Raw genomic sequence first — 19005 nt, forward strand, 5'->3', positions numbered from 1 at the left:
TGAACTGCGCCCCAATTGTTAGACACATCTAACAATTGGAGGTGCAGTTTTTGTATGGTCAAAAAATATACTGCCAAAGATAAATTACAAGCTGTGGAGCGTTACTTAAATGGAAAGGAAAGTTCCTATGATATAGCTAAATCTATGGAGACTGATAATAAAGCAATCCTTAAATGGGTTAAGCAATATGAATACAATGGTGTTGAAGCTTTTATTCAGCCATATACAAATTACACACTAGAGTTTAAAATGGATGTACTAAATTTTATGATTGAAAATGGTACGTCCTTAAACGAAACGGCAGCAATTTTTAAGATACCTGCCCCTTCAACAATTAGTGTTTGGAGAAAGCAATATGAAACTCAAGGATTAGATGCCCTTCAATCAAAGAAAAAGGGGCGTCCATCCATGAAAAAAGAATTCAATAAACAATCGAAACAAGCGCCAGTTACAGGCTCTACTGAAGCACTTGAAGCACGTATTAAACAACTAGAAATGGAAAATGAGTATTTAAAAAAGTTGAATGCCTTAGTTCAAAACAAGGAAAAATCACCAAACAGGACAAAGCACATGTAGTCTATGAGTTAAGGCATAAATATTCGGTGAAAGCACTTGTAAAACTCGCTGGCATTCCACGAAGTACGTACTATGATTTAGTAAAACGTATGAATCGACCAGATCCAGATGCCGATTTAAAAGCAGAAATAAAGGCGATTTATGAAGAACATGAAGGGCGTTATGGCTATCGCCGTATTCGTGACGAGCTAGCGAATCGTGGGCAAAAAGTGAATCATAAAAAAGTGCAACGTATCATGAAAGAGTTAGGTTTAAAATGTTTAGTACGTATGAAAAAGTATAAATCCTATAAAGGAAACGTTGGCAAAATTGCGCCAAATATTTTAAACCGCAATTTTAAAGCAGATGCCCCAAATGAAAAATGGGTGACAGACATTACGGAATTTAAATTGTTCGGTGAGAAACTTTATTTATCGCCAGTTTTAGATTTATTTAACGGGGAAATTATCACGTATACAATTGGCTCTAGACCAACCTATTCACTTGTTTCAGACATGTTGGACAAAGCACTCGAACGTTTACCTGAGCACCACCAGTTACTCATGCATTCCGATCAAGGCTGGCATTATCAAATGAATAAATATCGTCGCGCCTTAGAATCAAGAGGGATTGTTCAAAGTATGTCTCGTAAAGGAAACTGTTACGACAACTCTGTCATGGAGAATTTCTTTGGAATTATGAAATCCGAATTCCTTTACATGAGGGAATTTGAAAGTATAGAGCATTTTAAAATAGAATTAGAAAAATATATAAATTACTATAATACGAAACGGATCAAGGCAAAATTAAAAACGAGTCCGGTGCAATACCGAACTCGTTTTACCCAAGCAGCCTAATGAAATAACCGTGTCTAACTTTTAGGGGTCACTTCACGAGAGACTAAGGTTTTTCTTATGGGAAATTATCTGATATAGGGAAGTAACGGTACATATAGATCCTTCTAATATCGGTGCGGGAGCAAGATATAAAGAGAGGATTGCTCCTCACAGTTATAATATATAATTTAATTGGGGAAAAATCCTCAAGACCTTTAATTAGTCCTCCAACCCTTCTGTTATTTAAGAAATGGCCCTCAAAAAGATGTACCAGTAAGAAATGGTTACATACGAAAAAATCCATCAGTTGGTATAATTGTTACGCGTGTGCCGCCAATCAATTTACTCGATAGCCATCGCAGGTACGTTTGTGTGACTTGTTTTCTTTCCCCACAACAAACAAAACATATGGTACGCTACTATCAACCTGGGCACAAAGTAGAGGAGGGTTTCAAGATGCATGAGCCATTTATCCAAGAGTATTTTTTGAAAAAAGATGAAACGATTGAAAGGGTAGAACAACAAGAGCAACTATTTGTTGCAACTATTGTCAAAAAGACGGCGCGTACATTTCGTAAAGTCGCTTATTTAAAGTTAACGATGAATACAGAATTCACTTCACCTCTTCCTAAAAAATTAGCAACCTATAAATTTACACCAAATGCAAAACGAACGTTACATGAAACGAATGACACGATTCAGCAGTGGCTACAACAGGGCTGGATTGTTCGCGAAATTCGCTATCACACAGACGGCATTAGCGTTAAGGAAGATTATTACCGCATTGGCCCGGCTTACATAGAAGCTCAACAAAAATCCGAGCAACAACAGTTCACAAAACAACAGCAACAGATGCAGGCGTTAAAACAAAAAGCCGAGAAACTAGCGTTACCGGAGTTATTCCAACAGGCGATCGAATGGAATATGCTACCTGAACAGTGGACAATGAAAAAGCGCATGAAATACATTGAGTTTTGTTTAGCGTTTTATGCGTTATCCTTGCAAAAAGAGCTATTTGATTTTAAGGAAATCGGCGCGGCCTTACACGATACGATTGGGGGTTCAAAGGTATTTGACCAAGAGCGCGAGGCTTTTTTAACGCAGTTAGAACAAAGTGGTATTGACCCGATGCTTTCTGGGCTAGTGAGCATCGGAAAAATTGTGCCAATTTATTTTACTGGTAATGTACAAAATAACGTTGCAACTTATGCAATTGGCGCAGTGCATGCGACGACGGATAATGCGGTCTTAACATCACCTTTTACAACGACAAATACAACATTGTGGCTTGTCGAAAACCGAGCTATTTTAACGCGCATAGCTGTAGAGACGGAATTTTTACGACAAACGAATTCTTGTATCGTTTGTTTAGACGGACAAATTCGTTCTGCACATAAACAATTTATAGAGCAATTACTGCAATCAGCTATTAAACAAACGATTATTTGGACAGATACCGATAGCGCGGGTATCACGATTGCCAAGAATGCTGCGGCATTAGTTAAGGGAACTGTAAAAATTGTTGGGCGTGATTATGAATTGTATCATTCAATTGAAAGCTTTACAGCCCAGGTGCAAGAGGCGCATGAACAGGAGCAGCAATTAGGAGGGGTTGAACAGTGGATAAAATGGATGTAAAAGCACCGATTTCGATTTTTACAAACGATTATCAAACCGCCGAATTTATGAAATCAATGCGGGATTTAGCATCGTTAGCAGGTGTGTTAAAAGAATTAAGTACCGAAAAAATGTACGATTCCCCAATCGAAATTATTCGTTTTTTAAATGTCATTCAGTTGATTAACGAAGCATCTCTCGGCATTAAAGATTCCATCGATAACGAGGAAGTACTGTACTATCGATATCAGTCTACATATCCACAAGACAATGAACCGCCAACATTAACGCAAATTACAAGAATGCTCACGATTTTAGAGCGCAATAATTGGATTATAAAACAGAGTCGTCAAATTAAAATGCGTGACCGTGGGAAAAATTTAATGGATGGATTGATTCGAATGGGTAACGATGCACTTGCCTATTATTTGCAAGATGATATTGGACGCTCGCTATTTCAAGCAAGACGGGATGCTGAAATAAGCGCTGCCTACGACGATCAAGGGATTTCTGGAGGAAACAAAATCGCATCAATGATTTACAACGTTGAAGAGGCGATTAAGCAATTAGAGGAGCGCCAGCTTGAACTTCTCGCTGATCGTAATGCTTTACCGCAGCTGGAAAAAATTAATCAACTAATGCTTGAGCTTGAAACAAAATTAAATGAACGTTTACAACAGTTTAGTACCGTTGAAGAAAGTACGAAGATGAGTGATTTAATGCGTCGCGGAACGGCTGCCATTTCAAAAGGGACCTCTCTTAGCTTGAGCTTACTGACAAAATATATTCGCTTTGTCAATATGCAGCTCACACCAACTGCTGACACCATTTCACCAGAAAAGGTGCGCCAGTTTATTTTGGCGATGCATTCACCTGAAGCTAATACGAATATCCCTACAGCACATGATATTTTAAGTTTTATGGAACAAAATCAATATGAACAAGAAGCGATGGATGGCCTGTGGGTCCCTGTAAAATTTGCCGCACCAATTGGCCCGCAAGATATTACAGATGCTGTACATTATTTACAAACGTATGAACCGAAACTAGAAAAGCCGATGTCTCATCAGCATGAGCATAAATATGAAGAAATCGAAATGGATGTTCGTCCTATAAAAGAAGCATTGCAGGATGCTTCTTGGAAAATGACACAATCTCTGATTGATACCGAACGAATTGAAAATTATTTAACCGAGTATGGTGAAACCGAAATGGAAGAGCTCATTGTGGAATCAAGTTCAAACAAATGGCATGATGCAATTCTTTCATTATTAGCCGTATCGGCACTAACGAGTAACAATAAGGTAGAACAACAGCCTATCGAGCAAACGAAGGACTATGAAAAACAATGGGAGTGGATAGACGATGATGATAAACGATTTACCGTTCGACAATACCCTTATGATGATGAATAGCTTAAAGGGCTATCTAACGACCGAAGAGGAATTAGCGTTTATGCAGTTATTATTTTCTTCATCTGCATCGATTAAGGGGGCAAATTACGGCTTAGCAAAGAAGGATTTAGCAAAGATGCTAGGCATTAATAATGGAGATGAGGAAGCTTTTCATTCATTTATCAATCGTTTAAATGCTGCGTTAAGTCGCTATTTCCGTGTCATTTATGATGTACGTCGAGACCGCGTCATTGTTATGATGCATGTAACTGCAAAACATGCGAAATCAACATTAAGCAGTGAAGCGCTCGCAATTATGTTGTATTTGTTTTATCACCAAGAAGTACTCGGGCATGAATTTACGCTCTTGCATCAAATCTTGGTTGATTTTGGACATGAATCGTTGAACGCTAACCGCAAATTGAAAAATAATATCGACCAACTGAAAAAAATTGGCGCGGTAACAGACTATGAATCCGTTTCTGAAGAGGCATTTATGTTAACACCCATAGGAGTACATATGTTTTCGGAGTCATTTTTACGACGAACAACGGAATTTGCCCAGGAAACACAGCTTAGTAAAGAAGAGGTAATGAAGTTTTTCAATCGTTATAACTTACATATAGAGGAGGAAAACGAATGATTCCGTATCAATTAAAAATTCAAGGCGTTCGTGACTACTCACCGCGCAGCATTTATTTTGGGGAACCAGACGAGCATATTTTAATTACTGGTCCAAATGGTGTAGGAAAATCGACATTAACATTTTGCCTTGGTGCCGTACTACATTCATCGAAGGTAGAGCTAGAGGGACTTCGTTCAACAAATTTAAAAGTAAATGACCCTTGGTATGCACGTATTACACTTGTATTTTTAAATGATGGCCGGACGAAAATTGATGGTCCAAAATTCATTGCCTTTCAGCTAACGGTCAACCAAGATACGAAAAATAGCCCGATTCAGCGCGAGTACGAGGTGTTAAATGGGCCAGACGAAGCGAACTTAACATCTCATGCCCGATATGCATCAGGTGGGACAGCGGGACGTACATTCAAGGCGTATCGTGAAGATTTGCGCGTGCGCTATAAAATTGAACCAGATGCTTTTTATTTAATTTGGTATCAGCAAGAAGTCAACCAATTTGCGGCGATGTACCCGGAAGAGCGTTTTCGTAAATTTAGTGATATGTTCGAGATTTCTGATATGCAAAAGGAATGGGAAGCTTCATTAGAAAAAATTAAAGAAGTTCATATGGAAATTGAATATTTAAAGGGTATTCAAAAAGGTGCAGAGCTAAGCGTGAATGCGGCTAAAACTGAGCTCAATAAATATTTGGATAACAAAAAACGTATTTTCACATCTGGCCAGAAATATTATACGCTGCTCCATCAAATGATCTCGTATTATAGTACTTCGATTGAAAAGACGTCCGAGCAAAAAGCTAATTATCAAGTGGAAAAAGAAAAACTAGTTGTTTCGCGTCAACAATTAAAGCATAACATTAGTGAACTAGAGCAACTAAGATCACAATTGTCACAGGATGTAGCGGCATTGTCACAGCAATTAACCCAAATAACCGATAAGCTACAGCAACAGCAATATGAAGATACACAACAACAAAAATCGCAGCAGCAGTTAGAACAGCAGCTTGAAGCTATCGATGAAAAGAGAAAGCATTTACGCTTTGATGCTGAAACGGTACAAAGTAAACTAGAAGAAACAAAAAATCAATTAGCGATGATTACAAATCAATTAGGTGAGCTCAGTAATCAGCAAACACAACTGCGCAAGCAAGAACGCGAGCTTGATCAAGAAAAAGTCCTTTTACAAATGACTTCATCGCAGCTAAAAGATCAAATCACAAAAGCAGAAAAGCACAAGGCAATCTATGTAAGCAGTGTGCAAATCGAGCAAAAAATTAATACCTTATCGCTGCAAAATGAACGGAATTTTGAACAGATACAGCGTCTTACAATGGAACTAAAAATGCTGGAACAAAACGTTAAACAGTATCAGCAAAAAAAGGTTGTATCAAAACGCCAGCAGCAAGGACTACTGCATTTAAAGCAGCAACAACTAGAAGCGTACCCGTTACGTGAGTTAATAGAGCTCATGCCATCTGCTCCATTGCAGTTAGAAAAGCAACTAGAGGGGATTAAATATACCATTTTTTATGTTGGGAAAAACTATAAGCCAGTCAATGATATATATTACGTATCACTTCAGCAACTTGTGCCGACAGAAAGTATCTCGAAGCTACCGGAGTATGGCTTACAAATTCGTAGTGATTTAACTGAACAGCAGAGGAATTATGCCAATAAAGCGCTTTGGTGGGTGAAGCAATTTTTCTTAGAGAGTCCGAAAATCGAGCAAGGCTTGTTATATGATACGCGCGGTATTCGCGGTGCACAGGAAGCGGCGCAATATATTTTAAGTGATGTGGCGATTGAAAGACTATTGCAGGATGTACAACTGACATATTCAAAAACAAAGAACGAGCTGCAACAATTAGAACAACAATACGCAGATAATCAGCGACAGTTGAAACAGCTACAAGGCCATCTTCATACGATGCAATTAGCTGAAAGTACACTATTAAAGCAAACGGATTATGCATCTTATATTCAGCAGCTTGAACTAGTCGAACAAAAATTGTTAGCACTTTATGATGAGCAAACGGCAATTGAAATTCAACAAGACAAGCTAAAAAGCGAGCATAGTGAAGGAAAGTATTATCTGGATTTTTATGAGCAACAATGGAAGATTCATGAGGAGCTCGGCGCATTTGCAGAGCAACAAATGCAACTACAACAGATTAAGCAGGTAAGAAAATACTTGCAACAAAACATTCGAGAGCTAACAACGGAGCAAGAGATAAAAGAACATGAAATTACTCAACAAAAACGAAAGCAATTACGACTAAGTGAACAGCAACAACAATTCGATAGCGATTTAAAAATAGTCGAAAGTCAAATAACAGGTTATGAGTTAACGATTAAAAAGGCAAAAGAAAAGCTAGAATTGGATGAAACGATGAAAAGTCGCTGTGAGCTTGATATGATTGAACTTGAACAGGTGCTACCGCAAGAAGCGCAGCAACTAGACGAACAACTCGCAACGAACTTGTCACTGACGATGCTACAGGCTGAAAGCGAACAAGCAAAAGCTGAGTTACGCAATGCCCGCTTAGAAAAAATTAACGAAAATGCCCAGCAAAATTACGATCAACAAAAGGCTGATTTTGATAAGAAAAATGCTGATTTAGCGAAATCAGAGCAACTCCTTGAAAGCAATACGGTCCGTGCAAATGAGTTGGAAGACCGCTTAGAAACGACGATTTCGATGCACTTAATCAAAATCAATACACTTTTCCAAAAATATATGGATTTGTTCCAGTTTGAAGGGCAAGTGGAAAAGGAACGCATTGAAGAAAAATCAGGTCGTGTCAATTTCCGACTGTATATTAAAGCACGTAAAATTGGACATCAAGGTGCACTTGAAGATGTGAGTATGAAGGCTCGTAGTGGAAAGGTGGGTCTAGGTGTATCGGGTGGGGAGGAATCACTAAGTTCACTTCTTTTCGCACTCGCGCTACTGCAAAACTTAGCTACTTCACCAGGCTATATTGTGCTCGATGAGTTTGATAGCGCATTAGATGATGAGCGAAAAAATAAGGTATTTAATCTTTATGCCGAGGAACTGCAACGTAAACTGATTATAGTGTCGCCAAAGGGACATGATGAAACGTATTACAACTGCTTCTCGAAAGTATTCATTGTTGAGCATGATGCAGCGATTCCGAAAAGTACAATTCGAGGGATACAGAATAAGAAGTGAATGTAATTGTTATTAATTAATAATGGAATAAGAGGTATTCGATTGAACAGGGATTAAAATTTTTTGAATATCCCTGTTTAAGATTTTTATCGAAATTTTTTTCAAAATAACCCAAATAAAAAATCCAATCGTTTTGAAGAATCTTTTTTCAAAGCGATTGGATTTTTTTAATGATTTAAACTACACCCGTTACTTTAAAGTGATGAAGTTCAGGCTTTCTTTTGTTTCGGATATCCAATAAGGATAGCGATAATCCCGCAAATTCCTATCAAAATCGGATAGAAAGAGTATTGCACCATGCTCACTGGCGATATTCCTGCTACGCTTGCGGCTGCTAGGAATTGGGCTCCGTATGGCAGAAGACCTTGGGTTGTACAGGAGAAAATATCTAATATACTTGCGGACTTTCTCGGCTCAATCCCATACTGGTCAGCAATATTTTTTGCAAGTGGACCAGCAATTAAAATAGCAATCGTATTATTGGCTGTTGATAAATTAGTTAGACCCACAAGACCAGCAATCCCGAATTCAGCACCTTTTTTTGATTTAATTCTTCGTGTCGCAAGGTGAAGTAGGAAGTCAATTCCTCCGTTAAGCTTAATAATTTCTACCATTCCAGCTATTAGGATCGCAAGAAAGGCCATTTCATACATGCCTGACATTCCTTCGCCAATCTTTTGGAAAAGGTCCATTAACTGATAGCTGCCATCCGCTAAGCCAACAGCCCCGGCCAGAACAATTCCAAATGCAAGAACAAGGAAAACATTCATTCCTATTAGCGCAAAAATAATAACTAACACATAGGGAACAATTTTTACCCAACTGTAGCTTAAATGCTCTACTTGTGTCGCGGTTCCCCCCATTGTGATAATCCCTAAAATAATGCTCGTTATAATTGCTGCCGGCAACACAATCCAAAAATTCACCTTAAATTTATCCTTCATTTGTGCGCCTTGTGAACGAACTGCAGTAATGGTTGTATCTGAAATAAAGGATAAATTATCGCCAAACATCGAACCTCCAACTATCGCTGCCATTACTAAAGCCATGGAAAAGTCAGTATGCTCGCTGATCCCAACTCCAATTGGCGCCAGTGCAACAATTGTTCCTACAGATGTTCCCATTGATAGGGAGATAAAGCAGGCAATGATGAATAAGCCAACGACAAGCAGATTTTGCGGAATAACCGACAAAGCAAAGTTAACAGTGGAATCCACTGCCCCCATGCCTTTTGCTACCTCTGAAAAGGCGCCAGCTAATAGAAAAATAACAACCATCAGCATGACATTTAAATTTCCTGCGCCTTTACAAAAAATATCAACCTTGTTCGAAAACGATTCTTTTCGATTCATCGCCAGAGCCACAGCGCCCGCAATGGCAATGGCTACAATGACAGGGAAGGCATAAAAATCACCTGTAATAACCCCTGAACCAATAAATAAAACTAAAAAAACAACAAATGGGATTAACGCCCATGGATTTTCTTTCTTCATTGTTCTACCTCCAAAAATTAAAAATGGATACGTCTTTGTCCATTTTCCTCTAAAAAAAGACCTCTTCTTGAAATAACAAGAAGAGGTCTTATATCTATAAAACACTCCTCTTATCTATCAAGCCATTGCTTGCTGGATTTGGCACAGTAACTTACTCACAAAGTTCCGCTGCCGAGATTTCATAGGGCCAGTCCCTCCATCTCTCTTGATAAGAAGAAAAACATATTAATTTTTTGCACAATAATGAAATATTATAATAAAACATCTATATTTGCAACTTATTTTTAATCAAACTGTATTTTAAAACGACATAAAAGTACATTTTCTCAAAGAGATCTGCATTAAGGCTACTTCAGTAAAACAAAAAGGTTTGATATAATGGATTTTTTTGACAATATAATGATCGTAAACTATAGTAAAAATACAATATTTAAATAATATTAAAAATGAAATGGAACGTTTCCTGAAACTAAGGGTGAATATATGAGTAATTTTATTGTAATGCAAAATAAGTCACATAAAGAGGAAATTAGCGGGGGATATATGTGGTCTCCACAAAAGGATAAAAACGGAAATAGAAAGCATGCCTATGAACGAATGACTACAATTAAGGCAGGTAATAAAATTTACAGCTGCTATGATCAAGCAATTCGTGCGGTAGGCATTGCAACGTCAGATTATTATATTGCTGAACAACCTCAAGAGCTTAAGGTGAAAAAACTATGGTCAAATGAGGGATATAAGGTAGATGTAGATTACACAATTTTAGAACAACCAATAATGATTAAGGATGTTTGGGAAGATCTGCAATCTGATCGCCCACAAATATATTCAGCCTTTCAAAAAAATGGACAAGGGAATATGGCGTATTTATTTCCTTGTCCAGAAACTTGGGCTAGTTTGTTTGACAGCTTTATTAACGAAGGTAGCTTAGAAGCAGAAGCAGAAGCAGAAGCAGAAGCAGAAGCAGAAGCAGAAGCAGAAGCAGAACTAATAGAAGATGGTGAAATTAACGAGGAAACGTTTGCGACTTCTAGTTACGAGCAAGGTGAGTCTAGAGTTAGTAATAGGGTAGCGGGTAGTACAAAGAAACGTGGTCGAGTAGTAAGTCAAGAACAGCTACAACATGACCTGAAAAAGCGAAAAAAAATTGGTGATATTGCAGAGCAAAAAGTATTTGATTATGTGAAAAAGAAAGTAATAGAAGTATTCGGTGAAAAATACGGAGATCAGGTAGAGCATGTAGCACAAACACAAGGTGACGGATTAGGATACGATATTACAGCATTCGATTATTTACAGCCACAATCTCCTCCAAAACCAATTAAAATTGAAGTTAAGGGTACAACATTAACAGATAAAAGCGCAGTCTATTCAATTTCTTATCATGAATTGGAAAAATTCATTCAATATAAGGATGAAATGTGGCTAGTACGTGTATATGGTGTAGGCAAAAAAAGTGAGATGAAAATGGAAATAGATAATGACTTTAGTAGTTATAACTCAGTAAGTGATTTGTTGACACGTAAGTATGCATATATTCCATCAACAATTGATGTATATGGCACGCGAGTGGAGAGTAATAAATAAAGATAAAACATAAAATACTTTCTCCTATACCTGACGATAAAGAATAGGATTTGAAAAATATTTGATTCACTACATAAGAAAGACCCGACTTACCTAAATAAATGCAGCAATCTACAAATAAGCTTGCTGCATTTTTCTTTTGGTTTATAAACCTTCAAGTTTCATTCCATCGATTAATATTAACTATTTACGATTTATCGATACTCTCGGAATATGCAATTGCTTTTTTTGTAAAACGAGATGTAGTGATAAAATCCCTTTGTTAGCGTTAAAGCCTACCAAGCTTACTACAAAAATGCTTGGATACCAGGTCATGAAACTGAATTTGTCCAACGTTTTTCTTGTAAGTAGATTTTATCTAATCCTGGGATGTCTTCTTTCGCAATGCCATCGATTCCACCATCACCAGATTTTTCTACTGCCTTCCCAAACAAAAATTCAAACTAGTAGAGGAATCGGTTCGCATCTCAAGAATTCATTTAGTTTCACTTCCAATTTACGAATAGTAGTGAACTGGTTTTTACTGCATGTAGAACCTAACCTTTTTTTCTTTCACTCATAAATTCAGCTCCTAAACTACTTAAATTGATCTATAATTAGGCAATTAGCGGTCCCTAAGCATGCTATTAAAATGTTCGCTCTAAGGATTTAGAAAGGTTTATAACTAAATAATAATTAGCATTAAATTTGATTGAATATTTGAAAAATACACCCTAGGTAGTACAATATCATTAACTAAAAAAGTTTCAAAATCAATTTTTGGTGATAATTGAACAAAAACTGATAAAAATCAAAGAACTATCTTTTGCTTTCTAAAATGTGAATTTTCACAATTACAATAGAGTACTGTTGCTAGACAGCGCTCAAGGTGTGTTGCACAAATAACACGGCAATTATTGAGGTGTATGAAGTGTTGCAGAAAGAATATGTTGTTAGTAAAGTGAATAGAGAGTGGCTCACTTTGGAGAGAACTATTAAATTATGTATTCAATGAAGTAATGGAGCAAGTAATTATTGCACTTGTGTATGAACAGATTAGCCGTAGCTTAATTAGCATCGCGATAACAAGTAGAAGGAGGAGGGTAAACAATGATCCAGTTGCATATTGAAAGTAAGAAGAAACCGGAAATTTATCGAAAGTTATTGTTATCGAAGAACAGTAGTTTTTCCAAGCTAGATGAAATTATAGTATTAAGTTTTGATTTGGATGGGGACTATTTTGATTTTGTAATTGTTAAAAAAGATGGACGAGTATCTAAAGAAAAGATTTGTTTTTTACCTAAAAATGATTCGGATTTAGATACAGATGAAGAGTTGGTCGATGAATGGTTTATAAAATCTGGTGATGAAGCCATTGCACATGAAATTGATGGGAGTGAATCATTTACCATTCGATTAGAGAGCAATGCGGATTTACCGATGAACGCTGAAACTCCTTTATGTATTGCTGGTGTAGGCAATATTCATACGGGTAAATTAGACAAGGTTAATGTGGAAGAAATTAATGAACTGCTACTGGAGGATGCAGAGGTAGATAGTTTACTTGAAAACCAAGAACCAGATTATTTTTCTTTATTGGAGCTTACTAATGACCTAAAAAAATTAAAGCCATGGCAATATTTAAGGGATGATGAAGTCGTTGTTATTGATTTTGCAGATGCTCATTACCAAGTACTTGTTTCTGTTATTGGAGCTGGTGGTGAAGAGTTTGGATTAATGATCTTTGATATGGAACTTGGCTATAGTAGCTTAGCGGAAATTCTTTTTGAGAAAAATTTATCGAGTGATGTTTCTTATAGTTTAAATGCTTTAACTGTGAATTTTGTAGATAGAGAAGAGTTAGATCCAGCAGATTATCTGTTAATTAAAGATTATGGTCTATCTTATAGAGGGAAGAAGAACTGGATTCAATTCCGTAGTTATTTGGAGGGAACGCAACCTGAAAGACCAGATTATCTAGAGGTAGAGCTTTTAATTGATGTTGTCAAGACGATGATTAATATTATAGAAGCTCGGAAGATTGGCTGGGAATATCCACAGGTAGCTGCACATCAGTATCCAGTGTTTAAAGTGAAAATGGATGGTGAGTTACAAGAAATTTATATGTTGCAAATAAATATGACAAATCCAACGTATGAGTGCTACGAGGAAATTTCTATGTTTGAAAAAGCACAATATAAGAAAAAGCCAAGAAGCGCGTTACAGCTAGAATTTGATTTATTTTACATGCCTTATGGTGTAGAAATGGAAGAAATGAACCGCACTGTTTATCCGATTGTTGGTATCATTGTTGAACGAGGAAGCAATTTAGTTATTGGTCACGAAATGTTCCCTATGCCTAAAACGCCACCAGCTGCACAAGGCGTTTTATGGGCGTTTTTACAAAGCTTAGAGGTAAGACCAAGTAAAATATTTGTCTCTAAGGAGTTAAGACCAATGCTTCAGCCATTAGCAAAAATTGTAGGCGTGGAACTTGTAGAAAGTGAGCTCCCTGGTATTCGGGAAGTGAGAGAGTTTATGAAAACCATGCCAATGGATTTATTTGAAGAATAGTGAATAGCCAATAACAAAATCCCACGGAAAGGGTGTAGCCTTTTCCGTGGGATTTCTTTTTTGATGAAAATATTCTACTTACCCTCGATAAACACTTTCACATGTATCAGGTGCTGGTTCATAGAAACAATGATTTTTAAATTGACCAGTAAAAGGTTGACCGTACCATGTTGGTGGGCATGGTGCGTATGGATTGAAGTACCAAAGTGCGAATTTCGCTGGATGTTCTCTCCAATAATCCAGCGTCAGTTTGGCTAATCTTCTTTCATTAGGTCGCGCTCTTTGGTAAAATAAATTCCCTTTTTGAACCGCTTCAAAAGAAAAATTTCCTCCTTGTACCTGATAAATAACATCATTAATGGTTCTTAAATCTTTAAAGTCTGGACATTCTGCTACAAGTCGATTCACAATGACATTGCCAACATATAGCATTCCTTGATTTCCTTCGCCTTCCGCTTCTGCTCTCATCATCCTTGCCACCAAGCCAATGTCAGAATCTATATATTTTACTCTTGGCATTTTTTCACCTCCACCATATAGTATGAAAAAAAACCTTCATTATTGTCATTTGAAAATCTAAATGGTACGACAACAACTAAACACACCATCTATGCTGTCGGCAAAACAGCTAGATGGCGTGTTTAGTTGTTGCCACAGGACGTGGCGTTTTAGACTGAGTTTCTGTATTTCAGCGGATGTTTGCGCCCCCGCTGAAAGTAGTTAAAAATTCTTTTTGAAGTACGGTGTTTTTTTCATCACGATACATACTGGAATTGCGATGATTAACCCGACAACATTTTGGATTAAGTCTCCTGGAATGGATGCCATCGGGGCAACCCAGCTTTTGAACATAATCGCTTGCCCGATATAGTAAACCCCGATCATGACGGGCATAGCTACAACGGCTGCTAAAATATTTAGTCGGATGTCGTCGCCTCTATGTCCTTTAGACCAAGCGATTTTCCCGACGATGGCTCCTTGTAATGCGCGGGAGATAATTGTAGTTGGCGCCCAAATTAACCAACCGCCTACGATATCGAATAAGCCCATTCCGATTGCCCCGGCAAGTGCTCCTTTTTTAGGACCGAATAAAATTGACGTGATTAAAAGCATGGATGTCCCTAAGTGAATAAGGCCACCTTGCCCAAATGGTAGCTTAATATTAATAAACATTGTGGCGACGAAAACAAGTGCTGCTAAAATGGACGTAATCACCAAATCAAATGTTTTCGTGCGTGGTTTTGTATAGGATCGACTTTGTATTGTTTGCATTTGCATGTCCTCACTATGATGAATTTTTTGATAATTTTAATTTAGCAAAGGGCTGACTATCGTAAAAGTGCCAATTTGATAAAAATATTAAAGGTCAGTTTGATTTTTTATAAATATGCACATTTTCGCATCTTTCTAATTGTGATACGATGAAGAGAGTACAAGCAGGATTAGTTAGGTGGGGAGTATGATGAAAAAAGTTGCTGTAATTCAAGATATGTCATCCTTTGGGAAGTGCTCGTTAACGGCCGCGATGCCTGTGCTGTCAGTGATGGGTGTTCAGGCGGTGCCACTACCAACTGCAATTTTAACGGCACAAACAGGGTATCCGAGTTTTTACTGCGAGGATTTAACGTCAAAGATGGATTATTTTGTGGATGAGTGGAGCAAGCTTGGGGCGACCTTTGATGGCATACACACAGGCTTCGTGACAGGGAAGGAGCAAATCGATAACATTTTTCGATTTTTAAATGTGTTCCACTCAAGTGAAACGAAGCTGCTTGTCGATCCGGTAATGGGCGATTTGGGCGAGGTGTATAAAATGTATACAGGCGAGTTGCTTGATCGTATGAAAGCGCTAGCGAAATGTGCAGACATTATTACGCCAAATGTTACAGAATGTTGCTTGCTTACGGGATTGTCATACGAGAAGCTACAAAGCTATCAAGATGATGCAGATTATCTTCAGACGTTAGAGGAAGCGGGCCATCAACTACAGCAAACAACAGGTGCGAACGTCATTATTACGGGTTTAAATCCGCCGCCAGCAGTTGCGAACAAGCGTTATGTTGGTAATATGTATGTTGATGCAGAGCGTTCATTTTCTAGCATCCGAGAATACAACGGCGAGAGCTATTCAGGCACAGGCGATTTGTTTGCATCCGTCATTATGGGTGGCATGATGCGAGGGCAGGATTTAGTTGAATCGATGAAGCTTGCTGAGACATTTTTAGCTGCTTCAATTGAAGCTACATCAAAAGAGCAAATTCCGCGCGAAGCAGGCGTTAATTTTGAAAAGTTTTTAAGAATGCTACTATAAATCACGTCATCTACTTAACGGGGATGGATTTTTTGTAAAAAGGACATAATGAACAGCATGAATTGGGGAGGTGTATAATGAATTCAATTAGATATTACGTAGTGCAAGTAAATGATCTCTATTACCAGGGTGAAATAGATCTTCAATCATTCACAGATGATGAAGAACAGGCCTTTGCGTTTACGGATATTGTGGCAGCAAACGAATTGGCTCATGAGATCAATGGAATCGTCCTGACAAGAGACGTCAGTTATAAGGAGCTAGAAGATCTTTCAGCACAATATCTGATTGAGTACGAAGCATTGCCAAAAGAAGAGCGTGACACTATAGAATCATTTTGTAGGGAGCTCAGTTTAGGAATGTTTGAATAAAAGTCGAATCGAATCTTTTCGGTTCTTTTTTTATGTAGTTGGCTACTGAACTTCAGCATGCTTTCCTAATCTAGAAAATAGTAAACAGCCCGTAGCTACGATTGATGGCGTGGATTTTTTGTAAGAAACCGTGGATAGGACGACCAAAAACGTGGATAGAACCATTGAAACCGTGGATAGGATGTCCAAAATCGCGGATAGACTTTGAAATGAGATTTGTGTGTGTAGATTAATGTGAGGTGAGAGAATTGAAACTACTAGATGAACTTGCGGAAGTATTTTTAGATGGATTGAGCGATGAAATGTCGTATGTGTTAAACCGTCGAACAGGTGAAGTTCTTTTGGATGCGCCAGAGCATTTAACTGGTGAGCCTGAAATTGATTGGGATGATGAGGAAGTGGCAGCGGATTTAGTGATGATTCCAACCGTTTCATCTTCTGAAATGTATGATGTCATGATGAGCTTTGCTAAAAAACAGCCAAATTCGATTACCATCCATTTAATAAATGTGCTTAACGGAAAAAAGCCTTTTCGATTTTTTAAGGAAAAAATTTATGAACTTGGTGTCGAAAATCATTGGTATCAATTTGAACAGGATTATGCTAAGAGCAGAATGACGGATTGGCTAGAAGATTTTTCTAAAGTTGAAGGTAGCGAAGAAACTTGAAAATTAAACACCAGATGCATAAAGGAAAGGGACATTAGTATAAAACGTGTAAGAAATATTAATTGCCTCTTCACATTTCGGGAATCCGGTCAATGGCTCTTTTCGCTTGAACGGACTAACCGGGATGTGGAACTCTCTTTTTTTTACTCTCATAAGAAAAAGCCATAAAGAGACAACTCTTCGAAAGGCTTTGTTAAACGCTTTATTATTTAGATATAAAATGAAATACACATATATTTAAAAATTACATGTAGAACTATGACTCCCAAAGTATATATGGAAATGCTTACTGCAATTTGGATTAAAAAGAGTATGACAATGTTTACAATTCGTACTATTCAAATATTCATGAATCGTTAATTCCTTTTTACAAACACCACAAAATATTGCCTTTTCATTAAAATCTTCTTTCTTCCATGGCTGGATTTTATGATTTGAATTTTCCTCATGGCATTTATAGCAAGGATAATATTCGCCACAACATTTAAATTTAATTGAAATAGTATCTTGCTTATTAGAATAGTGTTTACATCTTCCTTGATCATCAATAACATTTCCTAGAATAATCATATTTCTAACCTCTTTTCATAAGTTAACACTTCGCTGGACGCAATTAATCTATTATATTGCTCCGACATCATTCTAAAATGATGCTTTTCGTGGATAGCAAGTAGCTGGATCGATTGAATAAGATTAGGGTAGTGGGCGATGGGATCAGGAAAGACAATATGCCCGGCAATATCCTCTTCAATATTTTTTACTAATTCTTGTATTGCGCTCGTTTCGTTTACTAGTAATTGTTCGATTTCATCACTATTCAGCGTAAAACGTATTTTAGAGGGGGGCACTAATATTCCTGGAGCCCTCATGCCTCTTCCTTTTTTGCTTTTATATTCCTCATAAATATCATGTATTTCAGTGGCGAATGGCTTGTTTCTTCGCATTTTCGCGTAAGGGGGAAGTAGTAGTGAAAATTTTGTTGCGGTTTTCAACATTTTTAGGATGAGATACCGGTGATAGAAATGTTCGCCGATCGACCATTTATCTTCTTTCTCGCGATGCCAGAGTTGCTCCTGCGAGAGTGATTGAATGCAAGGTAGGTAGTGAGTTCGCTGCTCCTGTAATGTATGAAAATGGTATACCATAGTGTTCGATTTCATATTTGGAATCTCCTTTATGCTGTTATTCCTATTTTAGGAAACTTTGTGATGAAAGTACATGAAACATTATTTATAATTGTCATAAAAATAAGAAATATTGGGGGAGGGGTATAGATGAATAGTAGACGTTTAACAGCTACAGATGCTAATGCCTATCGGACATTACGATTAGAAGGATTGCAAAATAATCCCGAGGCATTTGGTTCTAGCTTTGAGGAGGAAAAGGGTTCTCCGATTGAGCTGATTGCCAGCAGATTAGAATCACAGAGTTCCTATACGATAGGGGTATTTGATCAAGAAGATTTAGTGGGCGTTGCGACGTTAGTTCAGGAAAGTATGCTTAAGTTAAAGCATAAAGCAGGCATCTTTGCCGTTTATGTTTCGCCCGGAAAGCGTGGACTTGGCATTGGCAAGCATTTAATGGTTGAAGCAATTAACAAGGCAAAAGAGTTAGGGGAAGTTGAGCAGCTTAATCTAACGGTTGTGTCAATGAATACTTCAGCGAAGAGACTGTATTCCTCTTTAGGGTTTGAAGTTTTTGGGACGGAGAAGAGGGCATTAAAAATAGGTCAGCAATATTTTGATGAGGATTATATGGTTTTGTTTCTATAATGAAAAAA

The 19005-nt window shown here is 37.6% G+C and carries 17 protein-coding genes and 1 riboswitch; of the genes, 11 read left to right on the top strand and 6 right to left on the bottom strand.

Features of this window, described 5'->3' with window-relative positions; translation table 11 throughout:
* The first annotated feature begins 54 nt into the window (after positions 1–54).
* The 5 genes from ABE34_RS14690 (at position 55) to ABE34_RS14710 (ending at position 8239) form a co-directional block, all read left to right on the top strand.
* A protein-coding gene (locus tag ABE34_RS14690; RefSeq protein WP_197143236.1) for an IS3 family transposase occupies positions 55–1412 on the top strand; the annotation gives its coding sequence in 2 pieces (ribosomal slippage) (positions 55–526 and positions 526–1412; 1359 coding nt in all).
* Between the two features lie 435 nt (positions 1413–1847).
* Positions 1848–3029 (top strand): DUF2399 domain-containing protein, encoded by a 1182-nt coding sequence (locus tag ABE34_RS14695; protein ID WP_197143263.1) that lies wholly within the window; start codon positions 1848–1850, stop codon positions 3027–3029.
* Positions 3020–4423, top strand: a complete 1404-nt coding sequence (locus tag ABE34_RS14700; protein ID WP_206700661.1) for a hypothetical protein — start codon at positions 3020–3022, stop codon at positions 4421–4423. Before ABE34_RS14695 ends, ABE34_RS14700 begins: the two co-directional genes overlap by 10 nt.
* Complete coding sequence (locus ABE34_RS14705; protein ID WP_197143265.1) at positions 4374–5045, top strand: hypothetical protein; 672 nt, start codon at positions 4374–4376, stop codon at positions 5043–5045. Before ABE34_RS14700 ends, ABE34_RS14705 begins: the two co-directional genes overlap by 50 nt.
* Positions 5042–8239 (top strand): hypothetical protein, encoded by a 3198-nt coding sequence (locus ABE34_RS14710; protein ID WP_197143266.1) that lies wholly within the window; start codon positions 5042–5044, stop codon positions 8237–8239. Before ABE34_RS14705 ends, ABE34_RS14710 begins: the two co-directional genes overlap by 4 nt.
* 209 nt (positions 8240–8448) lie before the next feature.
* On the opposite strand, the gene ABE34_RS14715 is transcribed toward ABE34_RS14710, so the two are convergent.
* Positions 8449–9732 (bottom strand): Na+/H+ antiporter NhaC family protein, encoded by a 1284-nt coding sequence (locus ABE34_RS14715; RefSeq protein WP_197143267.1) that lies wholly within the window; start codon positions 9730–9732, stop codon positions 8449–8451.
* A gap of 107 nt (positions 9733–9839) precedes the next feature.
* Positions 9840–9947, bottom strand: a riboswitch (SAM riboswitch).
* 268 nt (positions 9948–10215) lie between these two features.
* On the opposite strand from ABE34_RS14715, the gene ABE34_RS14720 reads away from it, so the two are divergent.
* Positions 10216–11322: a DUF3883 domain-containing protein gene (locus ABE34_RS14720; RefSeq protein WP_197143268.1), complete on the top strand. Its 1107-nt coding sequence runs from the start codon at positions 10216–10218 to the stop codon at positions 11320–11322.
* A 311-nt stretch (positions 11323–11633) separates the two neighbouring features.
* Here ABE34_RS14720 and ABE34_RS25175 read toward each other — a convergent pair whose 3' ends face one another.
* Positions 11634–11756 (bottom strand): restriction endonuclease, encoded by a 123-nt coding sequence (locus ABE34_RS25175; protein WP_241747082.1) that lies wholly within the window; start codon positions 11754–11756, stop codon positions 11634–11636.
* Positions 11757–12411: 655 nt separating this feature from the next.
* On the opposite strand from ABE34_RS25175, the gene ABE34_RS14730 reads away from it, so the two are divergent.
* On the top strand, positions 12412–13875 hold the full coding sequence (locus tag ABE34_RS14730; protein ID WP_197143269.1) for a DUF7309 domain-containing protein: 1464 nt from the start codon (positions 12412–12414) through the stop codon (positions 13873–13875).
* 78 nt (positions 13876–13953) lie between these two features.
* On the opposite strand, the gene ABE34_RS14735 is transcribed toward ABE34_RS14730, so the two are convergent.
* Positions 13954–14394 carry a cell wall hydrolase gene (locus ABE34_RS14735; RefSeq protein WP_197143270.1) on the bottom strand — a complete coding sequence of 147 codons (441 nt, stop codon included), beginning with the start codon at positions 14392–14394 and terminating at the stop codon, positions 13954–13956.
* A gap of 201 nt (positions 14395–14595) precedes the next feature.
* Positions 14596–15147, bottom strand: a complete 552-nt coding sequence (locus ABE34_RS14740) for an ECF transporter S component (protein ID WP_197143271.1) — start codon at positions 15145–15147, stop codon at positions 14596–14598.
* A gap of 190 nt (positions 15148–15337) precedes the next feature.
* On the opposite strand from ABE34_RS14740, the gene ABE34_RS14745 reads away from it, so the two are divergent.
* The 3 genes from ABE34_RS14745 to ABE34_RS14755 all read left to right on the top strand — a co-directional run bounded on the left by ABE34_RS14745 (position 15338) and on the right by ABE34_RS14755 (position 17225).
* Positions 15338–16186, top strand: a complete 849-nt coding sequence (locus ABE34_RS14745; RefSeq protein WP_197143335.1) for a pyridoxamine kinase — start codon at positions 15338–15340, stop codon at positions 16184–16186.
* A gap of 77 nt (positions 16187–16263) precedes the next feature.
* Positions 16264–16557: a hypothetical protein gene (locus ABE34_RS14750; RefSeq protein WP_197143272.1), complete on the top strand. Its 294-nt coding sequence runs from the start codon at positions 16264–16266 to the stop codon at positions 16555–16557.
* A 248-nt stretch (positions 16558–16805) separates the two neighbouring features.
* A complete protein-coding gene (locus ABE34_RS14755) occupies positions 16806–17225 on the top strand; it encodes a UPF0158 family protein (RefSeq protein WP_197143273.1) in 420 nt (139 codons plus the stop codon).
* A gap of 237 nt (positions 17226–17462) precedes the next feature.
* Here ABE34_RS14755 and ABE34_RS14760 read toward each other — a convergent pair whose 3' ends face one another.
* Positions 17463–17795: a CHY zinc finger protein gene (locus ABE34_RS14760; RefSeq protein WP_197143274.1), complete on the bottom strand. Its 333-nt coding sequence runs from the start codon at positions 17793–17795 to the stop codon at positions 17463–17465.
* Positions 17792–18385, bottom strand: coding sequence for a DinB family protein (locus tag ABE34_RS14765; RefSeq protein WP_197143275.1), 594 nt, complete (start codon positions 18383–18385; stop codon positions 17792–17794). The genes ABE34_RS14760 and ABE34_RS14765 overlap by 4 nt, the downstream gene beginning before the upstream one ends.
* 114 nt (positions 18386–18499) lie before the next feature.
* On the opposite strand from ABE34_RS14765, the gene ABE34_RS14770 reads away from it, so the two are divergent.
* Positions 18500–18997: a GNAT family N-acetyltransferase gene (locus ABE34_RS14770; protein ID WP_197143276.1), complete on the top strand. Its 498-nt coding sequence runs from the start codon at positions 18500–18502 to the stop codon at positions 18995–18997.
* Positions 18998–19005: the final 8 nt, after the last annotated feature.

The sequence above is a fragment of the Lysinibacillus sphaericus genome (assembly GCF_015844675.1).
Lineage (GTDB): Bacteria > Bacillota > Bacilli > Bacillales_A > Planococcaceae > Lysinibacillus > Lysinibacillus sphaericus_E.

Coding starts and splice junctions, on each gene's coding strand:
- ABE34_RS14730 (WP_197143269.1), top strand. CDS start 12,412: ATGATCCAGTTGCATATTGAAAGTAAGAAGAAACCGGAAATTTATCGA.
- ABE34_RS14760 (WP_197143274.1), bottom strand. CDS start 17,795: ATGATTATTCTAGGAAATGTTATTGATGATCAAGGAAGATGTAAACAC.
- ABE34_RS14770 (WP_197143276.1), top strand. CDS start 18,500: ATGAATAGTAGACGTTTAACAGCTACAGATGCTAATGCCTATCGGACA.
- ABE34_RS14735 (WP_197143270.1), bottom strand. CDS start 14,394: ATGCCAAGAGTAAAATATATAGATTCTGACATTGGCTTGGTGGCAAGG.
- ABE34_RS14710 (WP_197143266.1), top strand. CDS start 5,042: ATGATTCCGTATCAATTAAAAATTCAAGGCGTTCGTGACTACTCACCG.
- ABE34_RS14715 (WP_197143267.1), bottom strand. CDS start 9,732: ATGAAGAAAGAAAATCCATGGGCGTTAATCCCATTTGTTGTTTTTTTA.
- ABE34_RS14700 (WP_206700661.1), top strand. CDS start 3,020: ATGGATGTAAAAGCACCGATTTCGATTTTTACAAACGATTATCAAACC.
- ABE34_RS14695 (WP_197143263.1), top strand. CDS start 1,848: ATGCATGAGCCATTTATCCAAGAGTATTTTTTGAAAAAAGATGAAACG.
- ABE34_RS14720 (WP_197143268.1), top strand. CDS start 10,216: ATGAGTAATTTTATTGTAATGCAAAATAAGTCACATAAAGAGGAAATT.
- ABE34_RS14705 (WP_197143265.1), top strand. CDS start 4,374: ATGATGATAAACGATTTACCGTTCGACAATACCCTTATGATGATGAAT.
- ABE34_RS14740 (WP_197143271.1), bottom strand. CDS start 15,147: ATGCAAACAATACAAAGTCGATCCTATACAAAACCACGCACGAAAACA.
- ABE34_RS14745 (WP_197143335.1), top strand. CDS start 15,338: ATGAAAAAAGTTGCTGTAATTCAAGATATGTCATCCTTTGGGAAGTGC.
- ABE34_RS14750 (WP_197143272.1), top strand. CDS start 16,264: ATGAATTCAATTAGATATTACGTAGTGCAAGTAAATGATCTCTATTAC.
- ABE34_RS14765 (WP_197143275.1), bottom strand. CDS start 18,385: ATGAAATCGAACACTATGGTATACCATTTTCATACATTACAGGAGCAG.